Source organism: Paenibacillus sp. P5_B5 (assembly GCF_056400365.1).
Map to the genome: position 1 here is coordinate 164,625 of NZ_JBFULK010000003.1, position 22,802 is coordinate 187,426.

General features: G+C 39.0%; 21 protein-coding genes. All 21 read left to right on the plus strand.

The genetic code is table 11. From position 1 onward, the window contains the following. Nucleotides 1-12 precede the first annotated feature (12 nt). Nucleotides 13-4,560, plus strand: coding sequence for an LPD38 domain-containing protein (locus AC1DOK_RS05760; RefSeq protein WP_477553289.1), 4,548 nt, complete (start codon nt 13-15; stop codon nt 4,558-4,560). A gap of 14 nt (nt 4,561-4,574) precedes the next feature. After that, nucleotides 4,575-4,814, plus strand: a complete 240-nt coding sequence (locus AC1DOK_RS05765) for a hypothetical protein (RefSeq protein WP_477553290.1) — start codon at nt 4,575-4,577, stop codon at nt 4,812-4,814. 47 nt (nt 4,815-4,861) lie between these two features. Then, nucleotides 4,862-5,338 carry a phage holin family protein gene (locus AC1DOK_RS05770; protein WP_477553291.1) on the plus strand — a complete coding sequence of 159 codons (477 nt, stop codon included), beginning with the start codon at nt 4,862-4,864 and terminating at the stop codon, nt 5,336-5,338. Beyond that, entirely contained in the window at nt 5,338-6,000 is a 663-nt protein-coding gene (locus AC1DOK_RS05775) for a glycoside hydrolase family 73 protein (RefSeq protein WP_477553292.1), read from the plus strand. The genes AC1DOK_RS05770 and AC1DOK_RS05775 overlap by 1 nt, the downstream gene beginning before the upstream one ends. Before the next feature lie 179 nt (nt 6,001-6,179). Then, on the plus strand, nt 6,180-7,088 hold the full coding sequence (locus AC1DOK_RS05780) for a hypothetical protein (protein WP_477553293.1): 909 nt from the start codon (nt 6,180-6,182) through the stop codon (nt 7,086-7,088). Then, entirely contained in the window at nt 7,045-7,713 is a 669-nt protein-coding gene (locus AC1DOK_RS05785) for a hypothetical protein (protein WP_477553294.1), read from the plus strand. The genes AC1DOK_RS05780 and AC1DOK_RS05785 overlap by 44 nt, the downstream gene beginning before the upstream one ends. 119 nt (nt 7,714-7,832) lie before the next feature. Next, nucleotides 7,833-8,060 carry a hypothetical protein gene (locus tag AC1DOK_RS05790; RefSeq protein WP_477553295.1) on the plus strand — a complete coding sequence of 76 codons (228 nt, stop codon included), beginning with the start codon at nt 7,833-7,835 and terminating at the stop codon, nt 8,058-8,060. Nucleotides 8,061-8,529: 469 nt separating this feature from the next. Continuing rightward, nucleotides 8,530-10,626 carry a type I DNA topoisomerase gene (gene topA / locus AC1DOK_RS05795; protein ID WP_477553296.1) on the plus strand — a complete coding sequence of 699 codons (2,097 nt, stop codon included), beginning with the start codon at nt 8,530-8,532 and terminating at the stop codon, nt 10,624-10,626. Between the two features lie 52 nt (nt 10,627-10,678). Continuing rightward, nucleotides 10,679-11,986 carry an FADH(2)-oxidizing methylenetetrahydrofolate--tRNA-(uracil(54)-C(5))-methyltransferase TrmFO gene (gene trmFO, locus AC1DOK_RS05800; RefSeq protein ID WP_477553297.1) on the plus strand — a complete coding sequence of 436 codons (1,308 nt, stop codon included), beginning with the start codon at nt 10,679-10,681 and terminating at the stop codon, nt 11,984-11,986. 252 nt (nt 11,987-12,238) lie between these two features. Continuing rightward, the gene (gene hslV, locus AC1DOK_RS05805; protein ID WP_477553298.1) at nt 12,239-12,781 is read left to right on the plus strand and encodes an ATP-dependent protease subunit HslV; all 543 of its coding nucleotides are present in this window, start codon (nt 12,239-12,241) and stop codon (nt 12,779-12,781) included. 60 nt (nt 12,782-12,841) lie between these two features. After that, on the plus strand, nt 12,842-14,242 hold the full coding sequence (gene hslU / locus AC1DOK_RS05810; protein ID WP_477553299.1) for an ATP-dependent protease ATPase subunit HslU: 1,401 nt from the start codon (nt 12,842-12,844) through the stop codon (nt 14,240-14,242). A gap of 49 nt (nt 14,243-14,291) precedes the next feature. Next, nucleotides 14,292-15,077, plus strand: coding sequence for a GTP-sensing pleiotropic transcriptional regulator CodY (codY, locus tag AC1DOK_RS05815; RefSeq protein ID WP_477553300.1), 786 nt, complete (start codon nt 14,292-14,294; stop codon nt 15,075-15,077). 252 nt (nt 15,078-15,329) lie between these two features. After that, complete coding sequence (gene flgB, locus AC1DOK_RS05820) at nt 15,330-15,743, plus strand: flagellar basal body rod protein FlgB (RefSeq protein WP_477553301.1); 414 nt, start codon at nt 15,330-15,332, stop codon at nt 15,741-15,743. A gap of 3 nt (nt 15,744-15,746) precedes the next feature. Then, nucleotides 15,747-16,196: a flagellar basal body rod protein FlgC gene (gene flgC / locus AC1DOK_RS05825; protein ID WP_477553302.1), complete on the plus strand. Its 450-nt coding sequence runs from the start codon at nt 15,747-15,749 to the stop codon at nt 16,194-16,196. 51 nt (nt 16,197-16,247) lie between these two features. Then, nucleotides 16,248-16,562 carry a flagellar hook-basal body complex protein FliE gene (fliE, locus tag AC1DOK_RS05830; RefSeq protein WP_477553303.1) on the plus strand — a complete coding sequence of 105 codons (315 nt, stop codon included), beginning with the start codon at nt 16,248-16,250 and terminating at the stop codon, nt 16,560-16,562. Nucleotides 16,563-16,596: 34 nt separating this feature from the next. Then, a complete protein-coding gene (gene fliF / locus AC1DOK_RS05835; protein WP_477553304.1) occupies nt 16,597-18,177 on the plus strand; it encodes a flagellar basal-body MS-ring/collar protein FliF in 1,581 nt (526 codons plus the stop codon). A gap of 12 nt (nt 18,178-18,189) precedes the next feature. Beyond that, nucleotides 18,190-19,206, plus strand: a complete 1,017-nt coding sequence (fliG, locus tag AC1DOK_RS05840; protein ID WP_477553305.1) for a flagellar motor switch protein FliG — start codon at nt 18,190-18,192, stop codon at nt 19,204-19,206. Continuing rightward, a complete protein-coding gene (fliH, locus tag AC1DOK_RS05845) occupies nt 19,190-20,026 on the plus strand; it encodes a flagellar assembly protein FliH (protein ID WP_477553306.1) in 837 nt (278 codons plus the stop codon). Before fliG ends, fliH begins: the two co-directional genes overlap by 17 nt. Next, nucleotides 20,023-21,351, plus strand: coding sequence for a flagellar protein export ATPase FliI (gene fliI / locus AC1DOK_RS05850; protein ID WP_477553307.1), 1,329 nt, complete (start codon nt 20,023-20,025; stop codon nt 21,349-21,351). Before fliH ends, fliI begins: the two co-directional genes overlap by 4 nt. 14 nt (nt 21,352-21,365) lie before the next feature. Beyond that, complete coding sequence (gene fliJ / locus AC1DOK_RS05855; protein ID WP_477553308.1) at nt 21,366-21,806, plus strand: flagellar export protein FliJ; 441 nt, start codon at nt 21,366-21,368, stop codon at nt 21,804-21,806. A 46-nt stretch (nt 21,807-21,852) separates the two neighbouring features. Further along, the gene (locus AC1DOK_RS05860) at nt 21,853-22,776 is read left to right on the plus strand and encodes a hypothetical protein (protein ID WP_477553309.1); all 924 of its coding nucleotides are present in this window, start codon (nt 21,853-21,855) and stop codon (nt 22,774-22,776) included. Nucleotides 22,777-22,802: the final 26 nt, after the last annotated feature.

Consider the following 22,802-nt stretch of genomic DNA (forward strand, 5'->3'; position numbering starts at 1 on the left):
GAGTGATTAGAATTGGCTGGAATTAAGAATTTTGAGGACTTCCGCAAAGAACAGCAGAAACCACAATCTAAATCATTTCCTACTTTCAGTGAATTTCGAATTGATAACCATAAGAAAGAAATATCTGACTTTGTTTCAAAGACCAACATTCAGTCACCACTTGATACTATGATGAACATCAAAAATGGCAAAATGCCTGAGCATCTTAAGCCAATGGCTACCGATTCAAATGTTTCCGTAAATTCTAACACATCAAGTAATTACAATGATGATTTATTGGATCGTATGGAAGATGGTAATATAGCTCAAAAAATACTTGCTCCAGTTGGAAGAGGTATTGAATGGATACAAGATAAGGTAGGTTTAAGTGATGGGGTTATCGGGAGAACGGCACATTCGGCTGTATCTTCTGTAATGCCTACAACTGATCTTAAAGGTAACCCTGGTATGAAAGTGAAAATGCAGGAATGGCAGCCGAGAGGTTCTGAAAATGAAACTATTAATAAAATAGCAGATGTTACAGGTCATATGGGTGGATATTTATTTAATCCTAGCGGCGGCGGTGGTCCTACAGCGGTGTATAAGGGGATGGGATCATTACTGGCTACTAAGGCTGGATCAAGGGCAGAACAGGCCATTAGTAATGCAGGGCAGAAAGTTGCTCAGAAACTAAATCCTTTGCTTAATACACAGGGTATTCACATGTCTGAAAAACTTGCAGGGAAGATGGCTCAAGAATCCGTTAAAGAAGCTATAACTGGCGCGGCGTATGCTGCGCCTTATTCATTGCTACAGGGTGAAGATAGCACAGCGCAGATTGCTAAGAACATGGCAATGGATGGAGTTATGGGAGCTATTGCAGGTCCTTTAGTTGGTGCAGTTGGGCATGGTATTGGAAATATGGCAACGAAAATCCAAGATAAGAAAGCGTTCAAAGATGCGATTGATGAGTTTTTAAAGAAACCAGATTTAGTTGGCGAAGAAGCTTTATATAAGGCTGGAAGTTCACCTGCGAGAGAAATGCAAATGCCAAGTCAGCCTGAAATTACTTCATCGGGTAATGATCTTGCTGCTAATTATCGGCGTAGTGAGGGATACCAACAGCAACTAACTCAAGCAATCGAAGATCAATATCAGTATCTTAAAGAGTCTGTAACTAATCGTCGAAGTGCAGATAAAGCAGGGATTATTAAGGATGACTTAACTGGAAACGTTGTCGGCAGATATGGAAGTGTCTCTAACAATCCACCATGGCTTCAAGAGTTCTATTCCCAAAATAGACGAATGCCAACTGATAAGGATTTGCGTATTTTGGCTGATCAGCATGTGAAGAAAGGATTCCAGACGGAAACAGGAAAAATGCCTGCTTGGAAACCGAATGAACTACAAGAGATAGAAAACGAACTAAATGGGATACGTGAAAGCATGTCTCAGGTCGATAATGTAACCAAAGCTGAATTAGAGACAGCTGTTATGACTTTAGAAGGAGAGAAGAACAAATTAGGCAAGCTACTTCCAGATGGAATACAGGCTATGCAGAAACGTTCCGATACTGTTATCCCTGATAATGTTCAAACTTATTCTGGTAATCATATTCCATTCAGAAATGCAGCTGATCAGTCTGAAAGAACTATTTCTCGCATTCAGGTGGTCGAAAACATCAAAAAGAATCTTGGTGTTATTATTGATTCAGGTCACATGGCAACAAAGGATAAAGCTGTTCTTGGTCAATTTCATACTCAAAATAAAGTTGTCCGCACAAAGATGGCAGAGGATCTACAAACAATATCTCATGAAGTTGGTCATTTTCTAGATAATAAATACAAACTTAAAGATCAATTACACCAAGTAGAGCTTAATAATCTTCTTAAAGAGGTTGGAGAGGTCGATATTGCAGCCTACCATCCAAGCCAACTGCATGATGAAGGCATAGCTGAGTATTTTAGGTTGTATTTTACAGATCCAGAACGTGCTATGTTGCTTGCTCCTGAGTTTAGTAGACACATAGTAAAATCGTTACCTTCAAAGATAAAAAAAGGCTTACAAGCTACTCAAAAGGATATGGATACGTGGATTACTCAAGGTGATTTTAACCAGGCTGTAGGATTAATTGATTTCGATGGTGGAGCTCCAAAGAAAAAGTTTAACAAAAATGAATGGTATACAAGATCTTTTGATGAATTGAATCCTCTTCTGATAGCTGAAAAAGCACTTAAGGGATCTGTAGGTGTCGGTAAGGATTCAATTTATAAAATGGCTCGTCTTAGTCGTGGAGTTAACGAACGCGCAAAGATGGCTGTTACACGAGGAATAATTGATTCCAATGGTAATAAAGTTTCTGATGGATTAACTGAAATAGTAAAACCTCTACAGGAGTTAGGAATTACTGAAAAGGAATTCGCAACTTATTTGGCAGTTAAACATGCAGTAGACCTGAAAAAAATGGGGAAACGAGTTCCATTTGATGATAATCATATTGTTTCAGTTTTTAATAGGCTTGATAAAATCCCTGAAGTACTGCATGCTCAACAGAAGATTATAAAATATAATAATTCCTTACTTGATTTATTGGTAGATGCAGAAATTTATACTGCCAAAAGTGTTGAAGAAATGAAAAAGAAATATCCAAATTATGTTCCATTTTTTAGAGCCTTAAATGATGATGGAGTTGCTGGTTATAAAAAAGGAAGCAATGGTATATCAAGTGGTTTTGCTAATCTAACCAATCCTTTAAAACGAATGTCAGAGGAAGGTTCTACAAAATCTATCATTAACTCTTTTGAAGGTATGATAAATAATACTTTTTTGATTATGAACGCTGCCGCTAAGAATAAAGTAGGCTTACAATTAGCTGATTTAGCAAAGATCGAAGGAGCAGGTGCATGGGTTGAGCATCTTGGTACAGGCGGCCGCGATCTTCAAGACCACATTATTTCAGTATCTATAGATGGTGAGAAGAATCAATTTAAGATCAGAGATCCTGAATTGTACAATGCAATGCTGTCACTTGATAATGAGTCTACAAACTCACTTATTAAGTTCTTAGGTGGTATGGCAGGAGTTTTGAGAGCAGGAGCAACACTTACACCTGAGTTTATGATTCGTAACGCTTTTCGTGATGTTGTAGGGGCTACCATTAACAGTACAAAGTACGGGTTTAATCCAATTGATTTCTTTAAAGGTCTGGGGCATGTAATCGGAAAAACAGATACCTTTGACAAGTTTATTAACTCCGGTGGAGCAATGGGGACTATGATGTCTTTAGATCGCGACGCTAACCGTGAAGCATTGAAAGAAGTATTCAAGAATAGTTTGAAAGATAAAACGTTGAATGTCATTACTAGCCCTAAGGAATTAGCTAAACTAATCAGTCTGTATACACCGCTAAAATCAACTGTAAATGTACTTCGCAAGGGTGCTGAGATATCAGAGTTTGCAACGAAGGTTGGGTCTTTTAATAAAACACTTAAGAAAACAGGTAGCCTAGAAGAAGCTGCTTACACATCTAGAGATTTAATGGATTTTAATCGAGCCGGTAGTGCAACAAGACAGTGGAATAAAGCGACTGCTTTTCTTAATGCTTCACTGCAAGGAACAGACAAGATGGTACGATCGTTTAAAGACAACCCAGCATCGTTTGTAACACGTGCATTTACATCACTTGTACTTCCATCAATTGGATTGTACTATTGGGTTAATAGCCTTCCAGAAGACCAAAAGAAAGTGTACGACAACATTCCTCAATGGCAGAAAGACAGCTTTTTTATTGTTCCTGGTCCTGATGGTGAATTCTTTCGTATTCCTAAACCTTTTGAAGTAGGAATGTTATTTTCAACTGGTACAGAACGATCATTGCGCTGGTTGAATGAAAACGATCCTGAAGCATTTAAACGGTACGGAAGTACGGTTGCTGAGTCACTTACACCACCAGTATTGTTCACAGCACTAACTCCATTATTGGAAGCAATCACTAACCATTCTTTTTTTCGTAAAGCTCCTATAGTACCTCAAGCAGAACAAAGATTTGAGAAAAAGGACCAATATGGAACTTATACTAGTGAAGTCTCTAAAGGTCTTGGTCAAGCGGCCGCGGCATTGGGTCTTGGAGAAACAAACGCGGCTAGTCCTCGAATCATAGATAATACACTTAAAGGTTATACAGCTGGACTTGGACAATATGCTATAAGTGGCATTGACGCACTTATTAATGCAGGTAAGGGAGGGCGTGACATTCCTCTACCGGAGAAGAAATGGTCAGAGCAACCTCTTGTTAAAGCATTCACTGTTAACACTGCAGGTGGAGGTCAAGTTCGTGAAGACTTCTATGATAAGTGGGACAAACTCAGCAAAAAGAAAGCTTCAGCTGATCGTAATGATGAGGAGTTTAACGATCCTGACTACGGCGCACTTAAGAGTGCAAAGAAACAGATTGATGAGATGATGAAACAATATAAAGGAGCTAGAGACAGTGCAACTATGACTCCTGAGGAAAAACGCAAGAGATTAGATCAACTTGACGCGGCTATGAATGAAATGGCTGCTAGAGGCTTACGAAAGTGAGTGGTTTTATGAGCATGCGGACAGGCATAGTATTAACTGTACTTGCACTAATTATTGCAAACTTATTATTAATGTCAGGTGGTCCTAGTGGTCGTAGTTATGATTATGAGGAATCGGTTTATGACGATCCTTCATATTATGAGCATGATCCTGATTATGATTTTCCTGATGAAGCTTGCTCAGATCTGGCGTTTATTGAATTGCTTAAGAAATATGAAATTACAAATGCATGTGTTGAAGAGAGTCGCCCTTGATGGCGGCTCTTTGTATTTTATTTAACTAATTTATAGGGGGTATGGGAATGAACGTTGAAAAGGTAATGCAACCAGCATTTTTGGGGGCCTTCTTGGTTCCGTCGTTTGAGTTCTTGTATGGTCAAGGTAACATCGTGTTGTATTTAATGCTTGCTCTGATATTTTTTATTGCATTGGATTGGATATCAGGTAGCCGGGCATCGAAAAAAGATAATTCGTACGCTTCAGAGTATGGCATTGACGGAGTATTTCGCTCGTTCTTTATGTTAGCCCTACCAGCGGGTGGTCATTTACTGGATATGGCATTTAATTTGCCACCTGTCCTATTTGGACTGTTAGCAGCAGGATTGCTATACCACACCATTCAATCATCGACTGCAAATGCAATTCGAGCTGGGTGGGGAAGATGGATACCAGATTGGATTATGACTAAAATTGCAGACTGGGTAAAAAGTGAAATTGAATCTAAGCTTGATCGCGCACTTAAAAGAAAGGAAGCGAAGGATAGGGAGGGAACTGCATAATGAAACCAACAGATTTCATTGCTCGGATCGCGCCCATTGCGGTCAACCTTCGGCTTGATGGATCATTCATCTTTCCTTCACTTCGAATTGCTCAAGCTGCACATGAAACAGGCTGGACAATACACCCATGGAATAACATTGTGGGATATAAAGTAGGAAGCCTTGGAACAACAGCATACTGGGATGGACGCAGTGTATACACAAAAACTTGGGAAGTGTATGACGGCATACGCCATGATAACGTGTCTGCTAACTGGAGGGTGTATGACAGTGTTGAGGATTGCTTCCGTGATCAGGACATATTGTTTAAGTTCAAGCGTTATGATCGTGTACGGTCGGCACAGTCACCGTATCAACAAGCTGAGATGCTGCAGGCAAGTGGATATGCAACAGATCCAAAGTATGCCGCTAAGTTGATTAAAATTATCGATGATTATGGATTGAAGAAATATGACGAGGAGGTTTTACTAGTGTTAGAAAATATTGAGAAGTTAGAGAGAAGAGTAAAAGAGTTGGAGAATCAGACAAAGAAACTAACAGCTCCTATTTGGTTTGTGAAGGAGTTTGGCTCTGCTGATCTTGGTGGCATAATTAATAATCCGGTTGGCACTGATGAGTTTTGGCGTGGACTAGCTATATCGTTACGCATAAAAAACAAGTAATACATTAAGATAGGTTTTGGATATATTAAGAATACTTATAGAAGAAATATCGGTGATATGATAAGCTTTATTAACAGAACATATGATCTTGTGCTAGCGAATAAATAGACGTATTGCAGGAATTTTCGGTGAAATGTCGAACTTTCATGAATAATATCAAAACATGGAGGTTTGACATAATGCCAAGAGTTTATTTTGCTAAGTTTAATTTTAATGAAGAGATATACAATATCTATTCAGATGAGAAAAAGAGAGCTGAACTACTTTTTAAGCTTTATGATGGAATTAGTACTAATGTTAGTTTGCGTGATTCTGATGGTACATTTAAGTTTATTACTTTAGATAAGGATCCAGAAAAATTTGTAATAAATGGACGTGTAGTGTTATATGCTCCAGGTGTTCACGCAAGCTATAATCAAGTTGAAGATGATGTAACTGAAATTAAGGACGAAAAAATGGCTCAATATGTAACATTTAGTTTTAATATTGAAAAAGAGATAATTGGGTTCGTACCGAAAAGGCTATTTGGCAGGAACCAATTTATCGAAAAGTTTACACAACTGCTTGAGGCATGTTGTGACATCGGTGAGGTTAAAATATATGTAGAATCAGATTTAAAAAAATTACAGGAAAGACTTAAGGTATTTTCATTTGTAAAAGAAGTAAATGTGAAAGTAATACCACCAAATGGTGATAAAGAAGATTTTGCAGCTCTTATGGGATCAAATGCGGATCAAATTAAAGAGACAAACGCAACGAAGTTTCAAATGAACTTTGCTGGAACTGCAAAAAAAGGGCTAAATATTGCAGCAGCATATATACAAAAATGGATAGGAGCAGTAACCCGAGGGTATGGAGAAATGATAGTATCTGGAAAAAATCAATCTAAAGAAGACGTTACAGTCAATAGCAAGGATGATGCCCCTTTTACTAGACCTATTTCTGCAAATGCAAAAGATTCAATTCCTGAAATAATGGAAAAAACAAGGGCTGGGATATCAGAATTACTCATTTTAAAAGTTCTAAGTGAGGAAATGATGAAGAGTGAAAAAGAAACAAGCAGAGAAGAGCACAAAGACGGAGAATAATGAACACGATATCGATTATTACTTCAACAATAATCGATTTAAACATCTTTTGATCAAGACTAAAAAGTATTGTGATTTATGGAATAGTAAAGAAGCATTAGTATCGTTACTTTTAAGTTGCATACTAACTTTAGTATTATTAATTGTTGCAAGTAACTCAAGCAGTTGGTTGAATTTTAAATCAAATTTATCTAATAGTATTAGTAAAGAAGGTATTGATGAAGTTGTAAGTTTAGTTAGAACATTATTACTTGCTAATACTGGCGGATTATTCGGCCTTCTTGCTTTTGTTATTAGTGGATTATCTATTCTAAGTGCAACTCTTAGTACGAAAGTTATTAATTCCATTAATTCTGAAGGTAAAATTAATTATTTGATAAACATTATGTTTAGTTTTTATTATACTGGTGGATTAATTGGTTTAACTTTAATTTCTTCCCTATTTACATATGGAGTTACCTATATTCCATTTGAAATGAGTCTGACTTTGTTAGGAATCTGGTCTATGGTGTTATGTTATATTAGTTTCTTTACATTAATAACTAGTGTAATGTTATTGGGTACAAGTTTGAGATTTTTCTTGTTAAATTATTGGTACTATTTACAAGAAAATAAAAGTGAATAATTTAAGTGACATTAATGATTTTCTCAAATACCCACACAAACATACGTGGGTATTTTTTTCGCACAAACTGATAAATACATGTAAGGTGAGAACGAATATTTTTGTTTGAGGTGTGTAGTATGCTAAATGATGATGAACGAAAGATTTTACGTGTGCTTTTCAATCTATATAGACAAGATTGGGTTCAACTTAATTTAGATGATCTTTGCCGCTATACAGGTAGATCACCTGGACGTGTTAAAGCAGCTACCAGAAATCTGATTGAGAAAAAGTTTATTGAGGTTAAGGATAAAGAAATGCGAATTATTAAGGCGTGGGAGGATTTCAATTATAAAAAAGTAAAATAAAATGAAACCTTTATGTAGATAGAGTTTTTTTTAATTGCAAAACTGGCGATATTGTACATATACTAAGAACTTATTCTACATATATGGAATAGTTTAGCTTATCAGTTTTGTATTAGGACTTTATAACTAAATTATTTAAATATTCTAAAAATGATTAATTATGAATCATTATCTCATTGATTTTCGTAATGTATTTAGTTATATATAGAAGAGAAAATTTTTTCAAAACAATGTTAATAATGAGTAGCATGCTAAAATTCGCTTATGACCACAAATTTGACCACGGACTTATAAATAAAGTATGATAGCCGCAGGACAAAAAGGACATATGTCAGGATTTAACGGAAAGTATGTATACAAAATTCATGAGATTTATTTGCTTATGAAAAAAAGGATTGCATCGCTCCCAGGATCGACATACATTTCTTTCTAAAATATATATCTAAAATAAAAAGGGGGAGGGCGACCTATGGCGGATTCTTTAGTCATTGTGGAATCACCTGCCAAAGCGAAAACGATTGGCAAATATTTAGGCAGTAAATATATTGTTAAAGCATCAATGGGTCATATTAGAGACCTTCCTAAAAGTCAAATAGGTGTTGATGTTGAACATAATTTTGAGCCTAAGTACATAACGATCCGTGGAAAAGGGTCTGTACTTAAGGAACTTAAAGATGCTGCAAAAAAAGTGAAGAACGTGTATCTCGCAGCTGACCCGGATCGCGAAGGGGAAGCAATTGCGTGGCATCTTGCTTATTATCTAGATATAGATGATAAAGCACCATGTCGTGTTGTATTTAACGAGATTACGAAACAGGCAGTTAAAGATGCATTCAAAACGCCACGTACAATTAATACAGACCTTGTTAATGCTCAGCAAGCAAGGCGTATTCTAGATAGACTTGTAGGATACAAAATTTCACCTTTGCTTTGGAAAAAGGTTAAAAAGGGTTTGTCTGCGGGTAGAGTACAATCGGTTGCAGTCAAAATCGTAATCGACCGCGAGAATGAAATTAAAGCATTTATTCCTGAAGAATACTGGACAATTACTGCTGGTTTACTAGCTGGACAATCACCACTTGAAGCTAAGTTCTATGGTGTGAATGGACAGAAACAGGAGTTAAAAACAGAAGCAGATGTCGACACTATTCTAGCTTCTATTAAAGGAAAGCCCTACATCGTTCAGGATGTTAAGGAAAAAGAAAGACTTCGCAATCCAGCGCCTCCATTCATTACGTCGTCTTTACAACAAGAGGCTGCTCGTAAATTGAACTTTAGAGCATCCAAAACGATGTCCGTAGCTCAGCAATTATATGAGGGAATCGAGCTTGGTAAAGAAGGCACAGTTGGTTTAATCACATACATGCGTACAGATTCAACGCGAATTTCTCCAGTTGCTCAAGAGGAAACAAGAGATTTCATTAAGGGTAAATATGGCGAACAGTATCTGACAGAAACACCGCGAATTTATGCGAAGAAGAATACGAATGCTCAGGATGCGCATGAAGGTATTCGCCCTTCATCTGTACTTCGTGAACCAGAGACGCTCAAGTCGTTTTTAAGCCGTGATCAATTCCGCTTGTATAAGTTGATCTGGGAACGCTTTGTAGCCTCTCAAATGTCGTCTGCAATCCTTGATACGATGACTGTAGGTATCGGAGCTGGTGATGTTAATTTCCGAGCTACGGGCTCGAAGCTTAAATTCGCTGGTTTTATGAAGGTTTATGTTGAAGGTAATGACGATGGAACGACAGAGGAAGATAAACTACTTCCGCCACTTGCAGTAGGTGATGAGATTAAGATGCAAACTGTTGATCCTAAACAGCATTTTACTCAGCCACCACCACGTTATACTGAGGCACGTCTTGTACGAACTCTGGAAGAGCTAGGTATAGGAAGACCAAGTACATTTGCTCCAACACTCGAGACGATCCAAAAAAGAGGCTATGTTGCTATTGATGAGAAGAAATTCGTTCCTACAGAGCTTGGGGAACTGGTTATTCAATTAATGGTAGAATTTTTCCCTGAGATTCTCGATGTTGAGTTTACTGCCCATATGGAGGAAGAGCTCGATCACGTAGAGGATGGTCAAGAGGATTGGGTACGTGTTCTCGATACTTTCTATACTACTTTTGGTAAAAGACTTGCTTTTGCTGAAGAGGAAATGAAAGAAGTCGAAATACAAGATGAAGTTTCAGATGAAGTTTGTGAAAAATGCGGTAAACATCTCGTGTACAAAATGGGACGCTTCGGCAAGTTCCTTGCGTGCTCCGGATTCCCTGATTGCCGTAATGCGAAACCAATCGTCAAAGATGTCGGCGTTGGCTGTCCTAAATGCAAGCAAGGTGCTGTTGTAGAACGACGCTCTAAAAAGGGTCGTATTTTCTATGGCTGTGATCGCTATCCAGAATGTGATTTTATATCGTGGGATAAGCCAGTTTCTAAGCCTTGTCAGAATTGCAATGCATACATGGTTGAGAAGCGTAGTAAGAATGGTGTTCATCTTCATTGTTCCGAATGTTCATACAAGGAAGAAGTTCAAGATGAATCACAAGATGATGAGTGAATTGATGTTTATACAAACATATATTTACTAACATAAATACGAGGTGTTTTCTTTGTCCAATAATCAAGTTACCGTTATCGGAGCAGGTCTTGCAGGTAGTGAAGCGGCTTATCAAATCGCTTCACGCGGTGTTCCGGTTAAATTATATGAGATGCGTCCTGTTCGCAAAACGGCTGCACACATTACAGATAAGTTCGCAGAATTAGTTTGTTCGAATTCATTAAGAGCTGGTGGTCTTACGAATGCTGTAGGTGTTCTTAAAGAAGAAATGAGAAGATTAGATTCCCTTATCATGCGTGCTGCAGATAGTAACTCAGTACCAGCTGGCGGAGCACTTGCAGTGGATCGTGATAATTTCTCTGGGGAAATAACAGATACACTACGTAATCACCCGTTAATTGAAGTATGTAACGAAGAATTAGAAGCTTTGCCAGAAGGAATTGTTGTTGTGGCAACAGGTCCGTTAACATCGCCAGGTCTTTCTTCACATCTAAAAGAGTTAATGGGTGAAGAGTATCTATATTTCTATGATGCAGCAGCTCCAATTGTTGAGAAGGATTCAATTGATATGAGCAAGGTCTATTTAGCATCACGTTATGATAAGGGTGAAGCGGCTTACTTAAACTGCCCGATGACCGAAGAAGAGTTCGATGTGTTCTACAATGAGCTGATTAACGCTGAGGTTGCTCCTATCAAGGAATTTGAGAAGGAAATTTATTTTGAAGGCTGTATGCCAATTGAAGTCATGATGAAGCGGGGCAAACAAACAGCATTATTTGGGCCGATGAAGCCTGTTGGGCTTGTTAATCCACATACAGGTAAGCTACCATATGCTGTAGTTCAGCTTCGTCAAGATAATGCAGCGGGTACTTTATTTAATTTAGTTGGTTTTCAAACTCACCTTAAATGGGGTGAACAAAAGCGTGTTTTATCATTGATACCGGGACTTGAGAACGCCGAGTTTGTTCGATATGGTGTGATGCACCGAAACACATTTATCAATTCACCAAGGTTGCTGCAACCTACTTATCAGTTCCAAAATAGAGACACACTCTTTTTTGCAGGTCAAATGACTGGTGTAGAAGGGTATGTTGAATCCGCTGCTGCTGGTCTAATAGCTGGAATTAATGCTGCAAAGGTTGCGCAAGGTGAGACTCCAGTCATATTGCCTGAGGATACAGTTATAGGATCTATGGCACATTACATCACTTCAGCTGATCCTTCACATTTCCAGCCAATGAATGCGAATTTTGGTTTATTGCCAGTTCTTGAGACAAAAATTCGTAACAAAAAAGATAAGAATGAAGCACTGGCAAATAGGGCTTTAGCAAGTATCCAAAATTTTATGGAAAAAATGTAACGAAAAATTATGACATTAGATACAAGTTATGCTATAATGACTTGAGCTTTCTTAGTGCTTACGTTTGTGATTGTGAACTATTTAACAAACTTCACGTTATTATGTAGCAGCAAGGAGCGAAAAGCTTTTTGCTGTTATATTTTTTAACCAAAAAATCTAGGAATAGATCCTTGGTGGCCTGAATAAGCTTTGTATTTCACAGAGTATTTGGGATTGTGAAAAAAATTCTAGTTCTTATGATGAGGTGATTCGATGGATATGACGTTTCATGCAACTACCATTTTTGCCATTCACCATCAAGGTCAAGGAGCAATTGCTGGAGACGGACAAGTAACGTTCGGAAACTCGATGATTATGAAACAAACGGCTAAGAAAGTGAGACGTCTGTACCGAGGTAAGGTGATTGCTGGATTTGCTGGATCGGTAGCAGACGCAATTACATTGTTTGAAAAGTTTGAAGGCAAGCTGGAAGAGCACCACGGCAATCTACAGCGAGCAGCAGTTGAGCTAGCTAAAGATTGGCGTCAAGATAAAGTGCTGCGTAAACTGGAAGCGATGATGCTTGTTATGGACTCCACAGGGATATTACTTCTCTCAGGAAACGGTGAAATCATCGAGCCTGACGACGGTATTGCGGCAATTGGTTCCGGGGGGAGTTATGCTTTGGCTGCTGGCCGAGCACTTCACCGTTACGCGCCGCATATGTCAGTTAAAGAAATCGCTGAAGCCGCGTTGCAAATGGCTGCAGACATTTGCGTTTACACGAACCATCAGATCGTCGTAGAGGAACTCTAACATTTTCCGAAGCAAGATTATTGCAAATCAGAAGATCAATTGGAGAAAGAGGCGATTTGAATGAATAAAAATGCATTAACTCCGAGACAAATAGTAGAAGAGCTAGATCGGTACATTATCGGTCAGAAAAAAGCGAAAAAGTCAGTGGCGATTGCACTACGTAATCGATATCGTCGTTCTTTGCTTGATGAATCAATTCGTGATGAAATTGTGCCTAAAAACATATTAATGATCGGACCAACAGGCGTTGGTAAAACAGAAATCGCCAGAAGGCTTGCGAAGTTAGTCGGTGCTCCATTTGTTAAAGTGGAAGCGACTAAGTTCACAGAAGTCGGATATGTTGGCCGTGATGTCGAATCAATGATAAGAGATTTACTCGAAACATCAATTCGTATGGTAAAATCCGAGCGAATGGACAAAGTAAAGGAAAAGGCTGAAATTCTTGCGAATGAACGCATGGTTACTTTACTTGTACCGAGCCCCAAAAGTGGTAAGGCACAAAAAAATCCATTTGAAATGATGTTTGGTGGTAATCAAGAGCAGGAGAACGACGAGGAGAATATTCAAAAAGATCAGTCTCTCCTTGCGAGTAGGTCTGAGATGCAGCAGAAGCTAGCTAAAGGTGAGCTGGAAAACGTCATCGTCGAAGTTGAGGTTGAAGACGTTTCACCTAATATGCTTGATATGCTGGGTGCTCAGGGCAATGAAGGGATGGGGGCGAACATCCAAGAATTGTTTGGGTCCCTCATGCCGAAGCGTACGAAGAAGCGCAAGCTTCCTGTAAAAGAAGCGCGTAAGGTGCTGACTCAGGAAGAAGCGTATAAGTTGTTAGATATGGATGATGTAACCCAGGAAGGAATAACACGTGCGGAGCAATCCGGTATTATTTTTATCGATGAGATCGATAAAATTGCTTCGTCAGGCAGGGGCGGTGGACCTGATGTTTCACGAGAAGGCGTACAGCGAGATATATTGCCTGTCGTTGAAGGATCAACTGTTATAACCAAATACGGTCCCGTTAAAACTGACTATGTGTTATTTATTGCAGCGGGGGCTTTTCATATCGCTAAGCCTTCTGACTTGATTCCTGAGTTACAGGGAAGATTTCCAATTCGAGTTGAATTGAGTAATTTAACTTTAAACGAGTTTGTGCTTATTTTGACCGAACCAAAGAATGCTTTGACTAAGCAATATACCGAATTAATTAGGACTGAAGGCATTGAAGTAGAGTTTTCAGCAGAAGCAGTGCAAGAAATTGCAAGAATCGCTGTAGAAGTTAATCAGAATACTGAGAATATCGGCGCTAGAAGATTGCATACGATTCTAGAAAGGTTGCTTGAAGATTTATCGTTCGAAGCTCCTGAAATCACTCTAGAAAAAATTGTAATTACTCCTGAATATGTAAGAGAAAAGCTATCCGATATCGCGCAAAACCGCGACTTAAGTCAGTACATTCTGTAACGAACAAGAACTACAACATGAAGTGAACGTATTGAATGGAGGCAACCCAATGACATTATTGACAAAAACCCGCAAGTTGAACAGATTGCTACAACAAGAAGCCGATCGTACTGTATCCTTTATGGATATGGCTGAAATGCTTCGAGACGTGCTGAAGGCTAACATTTATGTGGTGAGCCGTAAGGGAAAAGTACTCGGATTCTCAATTATTAACCAACTGCCATTTACAGAATTAAGCAGATCAATCCTTGAAGATAAAAAAATTCCAGATGATTTTAATGATGCATTACTTCGCTATGGTGAGACAGCTTCGAATATAACACCGGATGAAGCAACGCATGCGATTGCAGCACACCTAAGTAATCAATCTGACTTCAAATATATGTCTATTGTTCCGATTGTTGGCGGAAGAGAAAGACTTGGTACGATTATCTTAAGCCGTGTAGATCAGCCATTTGTTGACGATGATTTCGTTCTTGCTGAGTACGGATCTACAATCGTAGGGATGGAAATTCTTCGTGAGCGTACAGAAGAAATAGAAGTTGAGTCAAGAAACCGTGCTGTAGTACAAGTGGCAATTAGTTCTTTGTCATTCAGTGAACTAGAAGCTGTTGAGAATATTTTCCAAGAACTTGAAGGTAAAGAAGGTTTGCTTGTCGCAAGTAAAATTGCTGATCGCGCTGGAATTACCCGTTCGGTGATTGTTAATGCTCTTCGTAAACTAGAAAGCGCTGGCGTGATTGAGACTCGTTCTCTAGGAATGAAAGGAACGTATATTCGTATCCTTAACAATAACTTGCTACCTGCAATCGAACAAATGAAAGTTAGGTCGTAAAATCAGGTAAAAAAACGTTCTAAAGCCTTATCTTTGTGAAAAGATAGGGCTTTTTTCTTATTGTGAAATTTTGTTGTTTTATGGATGATATATATAGGCAGAAAACGAGGTATTAATCCACCATTCGATCAATTTATTTATAAAACTATTTGATTCGACAAGAAGGATATCGAGAATTAGCGTTGAATACAACATAGTACTGTGAAATATAATTATTGAGTCGGATTTTTAGAATAAGGGGAGAAATATAGGATGTTTCCAATTAATAACTCATCGTTTCAATTGTTTCAGAAGGCTCTAGATTCTACCGCGCTGAGACAGAATGTAATTGCCAATAATATCGCTAATAATGATACCCCTCAATTTAAACGCTCCGATGTTGTGTTCGAGGAACTACTGCAGCAAGAACTTGACGTCATGTCAACTTCCCTTGAAGGAAGAAGGACTAATTCGCGGCATATTCCGATTGGTCGGCAAGCATTAACTGCGCCAGACCCCCAAATAAGAATTGATGAGAACACAACCGTGAATAACAACATGAACAATGTTGATATTGACTACGAGAATGCTCTGTTGGCCAAAAATCAGTTAAAGTATAACGTGCTAGTTACACAGCTTAATCACGAATTTCGAAGTATTAGAACAGCTCTGGATGGGAGAAGGTAGATGATGAGAATTTCAAATGCATTTGACATCAGTGCATCGGGGCTAACAGCTCAAAGATTGAGAATGGATTTAATTTCTTCTAATATAAGTAACGCGGAAACGACTCGTGCTCAATTCGTCAATGGGAAGTGGGAGCCGTATAAACGCAAACTAGTTACTTTTGAACCGAACAACCAGAATTCATTTGCACAAATGTTGCAGGGCGCTATGGCGGGTGGGGCTGCCCAAGGAGTTAAGGCTAGTAAAATTACTGAAGACAGTTCACCACTTAAGCCTGTGTATAATCCGACACATCCTGATGCAAATGCAGAAGGTTACGTGTATATGCCAAACGTTGATGTTCTAAAAGAAATGGTTGATATGATATCGGCTACACGCTCATACGAAGCGAATGTAACTGCACTCAATGCTTCTAAAGGAATGATTATGAAAGCACTAGAGATCGGTAAGTAATCAATACATACATATAAACACAAATTTAAGTTTTGAAACGGAGAGATAAGCTTGATAGATAAAATAATTATGAACCCAAGCGCTGCAACTGCAATTTCACCTTTGAAAAATAATGAAAAATTAGGTGCAGCAGATCTAGGTAAGCAGTTCGGGTCATTTTTAGATGATGCACTTACTTCACTTAGTGATAAGCAGAAGAAAGTAACTGAACTTGATGAAGCATTCATGAAAGGTAATCTCTCTATAACCGATGCTCACCAACTAACAATAGCTGCCGAGCAAGCGCAGATTGCACTAGAGACAACGATTCAGATTCGAAATAAAGCAATCGAGGCGTACCAAGAAATCATGCGGATGCAAATCTAAAACTTGGATTAATTGACTTGGATGAGGTGGCACAGTGAACGAGACCGTACTCCGATATTGGACTAATACGAAACAATATTGGAACAATTTCAGCTTAAAACAGAAATCGATATTTATTGCAACAGTAGTTATTGTAATTTTGGCGATCGTACTCCTTTCTTACAATATGTCCAGAACGGTATTTAAGCCAGCATTCACGGATTTACAGCCTGAAGCGGCATCTGAGATCAAAACTTATCTTGAAGAAGTGGGCATTCAATACGAAATAAGTGCCGATGGCAAAATGATATCTGTTCCTGAGAATAAAGCAGCATCTGTCATTGTGGATGTCGCTTCGAAGGGGCTTGTGAACGGTGGAACAGGTGGATTCGCTGTTTTCCGTGAAGGCGGTACTCTTGGATCAACTGACAAAGAATTTAATGTAAAGTATGTTGATGCTTTGCAAGGCGAACTGCGTAAATTGATTCTCAAAATAAATGCTGTATCTGACGCAACTGTACTAGTTAACTATCCGGAGCAATCGTTATTCATGCAGGATAGTCGTAATATGGCATCTGCTTCTGTTATTTTGACAGTAAAACCGGGCTCTAAATTTGATCAAGCTCAAATTGATACAGTTTACAACCTTGTCTCTCATAGTGTTAAGGATCTACCTCTTTCCAATATTACTGTTTCTGACCAATATGGCAAACCACTCGTCGCAACGAAAGATGGTGAACCTGGTAGTATCGGTCTTAGTGAGGTAGAGAATCATCTCGTGATTAAACGGGATTATGAGCTAGATATTAAGCAAAATGTGACATCGATATTAGGCGTATTATTTGGCCCTGATAAAGTTATCGTCAATGTGTCAGCAAATATGAACTTTGATCAAGTAAAAAAAGTTGAACAATTAGTGACAGCGCCAAATCAGGGCGAACAAAAAGGCTTAGAAATCTCACTCCAAGAAGCTGCTAAATCCTATACAACAGATGGTGGAGCAGCGGCAGGCGGGGTTCCTGGAACAGGACAGCAAGAAGTTCCTAATTATGTAGGACAATCAAGTTCAGGAAAATCTAATGGAGAAGAATCTTCAAAAACGATCAATTATGAAGTTAACCGTATAACGAACAATATTGTGCAATCGCCTTATGCTGTGAAAGATTTGAGTATCACTGTTGGAATTGAACCACAAATCCCTGAGGATCCTAATTCACTTTCGCAGGAAACCAAAGATTATGTTCAGAATGCGCTCGTGTCTATTGTAAGAATCGCACTTGCAGATTCAGGTCAAACATTAACTGATGAAGAATTGGCTAAGAGAGTAGTTGTTATTCCACAACCATTCGCTCGTTCGACTGCTGCCAAAAGTTCAGGTGTCAATACGAACTGGCTTTATGCAGGAATTGGTGGACTCGCAGCTCTTCTAATTGCGCTTGGTGCGTTTGCTCTTGTTCGTCGCAGAAGAAAAGTCAAAGAGCAAGAAGAAATCATGGATATGCCAATCAATGTGGAACACCCGAGTATTAATTTTGAATCTAATGAAAATCAAGTGCGCAAACAGCTAGAATCTTTAGCTCGCAAGAAGCCTGAGGACTTCGTTAATTTGCTCCGCACTTGGTTAGTAGAAGAATAGAGAGGTGCTTTTTTGGCTAGAATCGCTCAACAAGGGTTATCAGGACGTCAGAAAGCAGCAATTCTTCTGATCAGCTTAGGTCCTGAAGTATCGGCACAAGTTTTTAAGCATCTTCGTGAAGAAGAAATTGAGCAACTAACACTTGAAATTGCGAATGTACGTAAAGTTGACACGATTGATAAAGATTCTATCATGTCTGAGTTCTATGAAATTTGTTTGGCACAAGAATACTTAACACAAGGCGGTATTGCTTATGCTAAAGACATTTTGGAGAAAGCACTCGGATCACAGAAAGCGATCGATATTATTAATCGTTTAACTGCAACATTACAAGTTAGACCATTTGATTTTGCTCGGAAAGCAGATCCAGGTCAAATTTTGAACTTTATTCAGAATGAGAACTCTCAAACGATTGCATTAGTTCTTGCTTATTTACAGCCGGATCAAGCGTCAATCATTCTGTCTTCTTTACCTCAAGAAAAACAAGCAGACGTTGCTAAACGAATTGCTTTGATGGATTCTACTTCGCCTGAGGTTATCACACAAGTAGAGCGGATACTTGAACAGAAGCTTTCTTCTACAGTGACGCAGGACTACACTTCAGCAGGTGGTATAGCAGCGATTGTTCAAATCTTGAACGGAGTTGATCGAGGGACTGAACGTACAATTCTTGATTCTCTTGAAATCCAAGATCCTGAATTGGCAGAAGAAATCAAGAAACGCATGTTTGTCTTCGAAGATATTGTCAATGTCGACAATCGTTCTATTCAGCGCATTATTCGTGACGTGGAGAACAATGATCTTCAGCTTGCACTTAAAGTTGCTAGTGAAGAGGTACGTGAATCGATATTCAGTAATATGTCTAAGCGTATGTCGGATACATTCCGAGAAGATATGGAATTTATGGGTCCAGTACGTTTACGTGATGTCGAAGAAGCTCAGACAAGAATTGTGGCTACCATTCGTCGCTTAGAAGAAGCTGGGGAAATTATCATTGCCCGTGGTGGAGGAGATGATATTATTGTCTAATCTGATTAAACCTTCAGGTTATCAACCGTTAGATAATAAGAAAGTTATCCAATTCAAGGTGTTCGAAGCTCCAAGGGAGATGGATGTAGCTGAAGAGTCCATTGAGAATTTAGCCGGAGAACAATTGCTGAACGAAGCGAAGCAGCTCAAAAGTCAAATTCTTCAAGATGCAGAAGCAGTAGCTGAAGAAGAAATTCGCAAAGCCTTAGATGAAACTAAGACTTTGCGAGAACAAGCGGCTGCTGATATTGATTCTTGGTGGTCAGAGAGACGTTCAATGGACGAGGACATGCATGAACAGGCTAAACATGAGGGCTTTGAGCAAGGGTATGATGAAGGCAAATCCAAAGCTGAAGCGGAAGTGCTTGCAAGCTATGAGAGCTTATTGCAAGAGGCTAGGCAAATACTCAAAGATGCCCATGTAGTAAAAGATCAAATTATTCATGAATCGGAACCCTTCTTAATCGATCTGAGCTGTTCAATTGCTGAGAAAATCATTGCACATCAATTAACGATTGAACCATCATGGACACTTGATATGGTACAAAAAGTACTGTCTCGCAGAAAAGAAAAGGGTATAATTACGCTTTGCGTCTCGCCTAAGCATTTTGATTACATATTTAGTGCTCGAGAAGAGCTTGCAATTTCAATAGATTCACAAGCAGAACTACAAATACTGCCTGATAGTACGGTAACAGATGACGGATGTGTGGTACGTTCTGCATTTGGTTCCATTGATGCTCGAATCGATACACAATTAAATGAAATTAAATCCGCACTGCTGCACATGGCAGTTAGTGACGAGGGTGTTCAATCATGAGTAGTCATCCGTTGCCGAAAGCTGCTAAATATCAAGGAGCACTTAATGACCTTGATCCACTGCGTATGAATGGTAAAGTAACTCAGGTTATTGGTTTAACGGTCGAATCTGAAGGACCAGATGTGAATATTGGTGAACTGTGTTACATCTATCCTCATAAATCTGACAAACCCCTTAAAGCGGAGGTCGTTGGATTTAAGGGGAATAAAGTAATCCTAATGCCACTTGGCAATCTAGATTCCATTGGCCCCGGATGTGATGTTGTAGCAACTGGTAAACCACTTACTGTTCAGGTTGGACATGAATTGCTAGGTAAAGTACTTGACGGTCTTGGACAACCACTGGACGGTTCCTATCTACCTTCTAGAATGAGTTCTTACTCTACAAATAATTTACCTGGTAATCCACTACAAAGACCTCGTGTATTACAGCCAATTAGTGTTGGTATTCGTTGTATTGATGGATTGCTTACGATTGGTAAGGGTCAACGTGTTGGTATTTTCGCAGGTTCAGGTGTAGGTAAAAGTACGTTGATGGGGATGATTGCACGTAATACGGAAGCAGATGTTAACGTTATTGCTCTTATCGGTGAGCGTGGTCGTGAGGTTCTTGATTTTATAGAACGTGATCTCGGCCCAGAAGGTTTAGCTCGCTCGGTTGTTATCGTAGCAACTTCTGATCAGCCTGCACTTATCCGGATTAAAGGCGCAATGATCGCAACCTCAATAGCTGAATATTTCCGTGATCGCGGGCTTAATGTCATGATGATGATGGATTCAGTTACTCGTTTTGCAATGGCACAGCGTGAAGTTGGGCTAGCGATCGGTGAGCCACCTGCAACAAGAGGATATACTCCGTCCGTATTTGCGATGTTACCTCGATTGCTTGAGCGCTCAGGTACAGGTCCCAAGGGCTCCATTACAGCGTTCTACACAGTGCTGGTTGATGGGGATGATATGAACGAACCTATTGCAGATGCAGTCAGAGGGATTCTAGATGGACATATCGTTTTGAATCGAACGTTAGCTAACAAAGGTCATTACCCTGCAATAGATGTACTAGCTAGTGTTTCTCGCGTAATGAACGAAATCGTCTCGTCTGAGCATCAGGAAGCAGCAGAGCAACTTAAGCGTTTGCTGTCGATTTACAAGGGTTCTGAGGATTTAATTAATCTTGGAGCTTATCAAATAGGATCTAATCCTGATATCGATTTGTCTATTCAATATATTCAAGCCATCTGGGATTACACCAAGCAAAAAACCAATGATAAATTGAATTTTGCAGATGCAGCAGAACGCTTGTTGACTGAATTCACGATGAAATGAGTGAGTGAGTGAAAATGGCTTTTAATTATGCATTTCAGCAAATCGTAAATTTAAAAGGTTCTCAAAAAACACAAGCAGAGTGGCACTTAGTTGAATCACTTAGTAAGTTACGAGCTGAGGAGCATTCATTAAGTGATTTAATGAAGCTCAAGACAGAACTTGGGGATATGATCACTAACGCTTCCTTTGAGACAGTTACGATTTCTCATATTTTATTGCTACAGGAGTATTCTGAATACCTTGACATGCAAATTGCCAATAAACAGCAGGATGTACACGTAGCTCAGCGCATTGTGATACAGAAACAAGAGGTTCTAACTGAGAAAATGGTTGATGAAAAGGTATGGACTAAAGCAAAGGACAAAGCTTATCAGGAATTCGTATCAATTTCACTGAAGAACGAGCAGAACGTTCTGGACGAAATGGCAACGAATCGTTTTAAGCGCGCTTTGTGAAAAAAAGACAAGCATTTTGTCAGAAATGTAGGGGGAATGAAACGACATGTCGAATGTTAATACAACAGAAAATCCTTCTTATAACGGATTCGAACGATTTCTGATTTGGTTTCTCATTCCCGTTGTTTTTATAATCGTTTTATTGTTTGTATTGTACTTTGTACTTGGTGTCGATATAACCAAGAAAGTTCAGAGTTCATTACATAACATACCTGTAATTGGAGCGGTTATTCCAGCTCCTAAAGATGAAGCAGATGCTTCAGATCCAGGCAAAGAAGTTGAAACAGTAGAAAAAACAATTCAAACAAAAGATGAACAAATTGGGAAATTGAATGCTCAGATTGCTGATCTTGAAGTTAAAGTTCAGCAAACGGGTCAAACAACCTCTACAAAAGAGCAAGAAGCTCAAAATCTTAAAGCAAAAATAGCTGCGCTTGAAGAGCAACTAGAGCTCAAAACAAAAACAGAAGAAGAATACAATCAGCAAGTTCAAGAATTAGCTAATGTCTATGCCAAGATGAACCCTAGCAAGGCGGCGCCAATCTTAGAAAACTTAACTCTAAATGAAACTGTACTCGTCATGTCAATGATGAAGACAGATGATCGTGTGAAAGTATTAGAGAAAATGAATCCTAAGAAGGCAGCTGAAGCTTCAATTGCATTGAAGGATAAGACTCCACTTCGAGACTTAGAGATGGAAGCATTAAGAAAACGCCTTGAGTTGAATGAATCAGAGAAAAACTCCAAACAAGCTGAACCTCTTAGTCAGACGGACTTAGGTCAAACGTTTGGTAATATGACACCCAAAAGTGCTGCTGCTTTGCTTTTAGAAATGTACACCGTAACTCCATCAAAGGTAATCTCCATTATTACTGGGATGGACACAGCGTCACGCTCTAGAATCATGTCTGCACTAACTGATCAAGATAAAGATTTAACGGCTGAAATTGCGTTGAAATTAGGCAAGTAATTCTAAGGACATATGAAAGGGGGTGA

Coding starts and splice junctions, on each gene's coding strand:
- flgB (WP_477553301.1), top strand. CDS start 15,330: ATGTTTCCAATTAATAACTCATCGTTTCAATTGTTTCAGAAGGCTCTA.
- AC1DOK_RS05775 (WP_477553292.1), top strand. CDS start 5,338: ATGAAACCAACAGATTTCATTGCTCGGATCGCGCCCATTGCGGTCAAC.
- hslV (WP_477553298.1), top strand. CDS start 12,239: ATGGATATGACGTTTCATGCAACTACCATTTTTGCCATTCACCATCAA.
- fliH (WP_477553306.1), top strand. CDS start 19,190: ATGATATTATTGTCTAATCTGATTAAACCTTCAGGTTATCAACCGTTA.
- fliJ (WP_477553308.1), top strand. CDS start 21,366: ATGGCTTTTAATTATGCATTTCAGCAAATCGTAAATTTAAAAGGTTCT.
- fliI (WP_477553307.1), top strand. CDS start 20,023: ATGAGTAGTCATCCGTTGCCGAAAGCTGCTAAATATCAAGGAGCACTT.
- AC1DOK_RS05765 (WP_477553290.1), top strand. CDS start 4,575: ATGCGGACAGGCATAGTATTAACTGTACTTGCACTAATTATTGCAAAC.
- AC1DOK_RS05790 (WP_477553295.1), top strand. CDS start 7,833: ATGCTAAATGATGATGAACGAAAGATTTTACGTGTGCTTTTCAATCTA.
- AC1DOK_RS05780 (WP_477553293.1), top strand. CDS start 6,180: ATGCCAAGAGTTTATTTTGCTAAGTTTAATTTTAATGAAGAGATATAC.
- AC1DOK_RS05770 (WP_477553291.1), top strand. CDS start 4,862: ATGAACGTTGAAAAGGTAATGCAACCAGCATTTTTGGGGGCCTTCTTG.
- AC1DOK_RS05860 (WP_477553309.1), top strand. CDS start 21,853: ATGTCGAATGTTAATACAACAGAAAATCCTTCTTATAACGGATTCGAA.
- topA (WP_477553296.1), top strand. CDS start 8,530: ATGGCGGATTCTTTAGTCATTGTGGAATCACCTGCCAAAGCGAAAACG.
- flgC (WP_477553302.1), top strand. CDS start 15,747: ATGAGAATTTCAAATGCATTTGACATCAGTGCATCGGGGCTAACAGCT.
- hslU (WP_477553299.1), top strand. CDS start 12,842: ATGAATAAAAATGCATTAACTCCGAGACAAATAGTAGAAGAGCTAGAT.
- codY (WP_477553300.1), top strand. CDS start 14,292: ATGACATTATTGACAAAAACCCGCAAGTTGAACAGATTGCTACAACAA.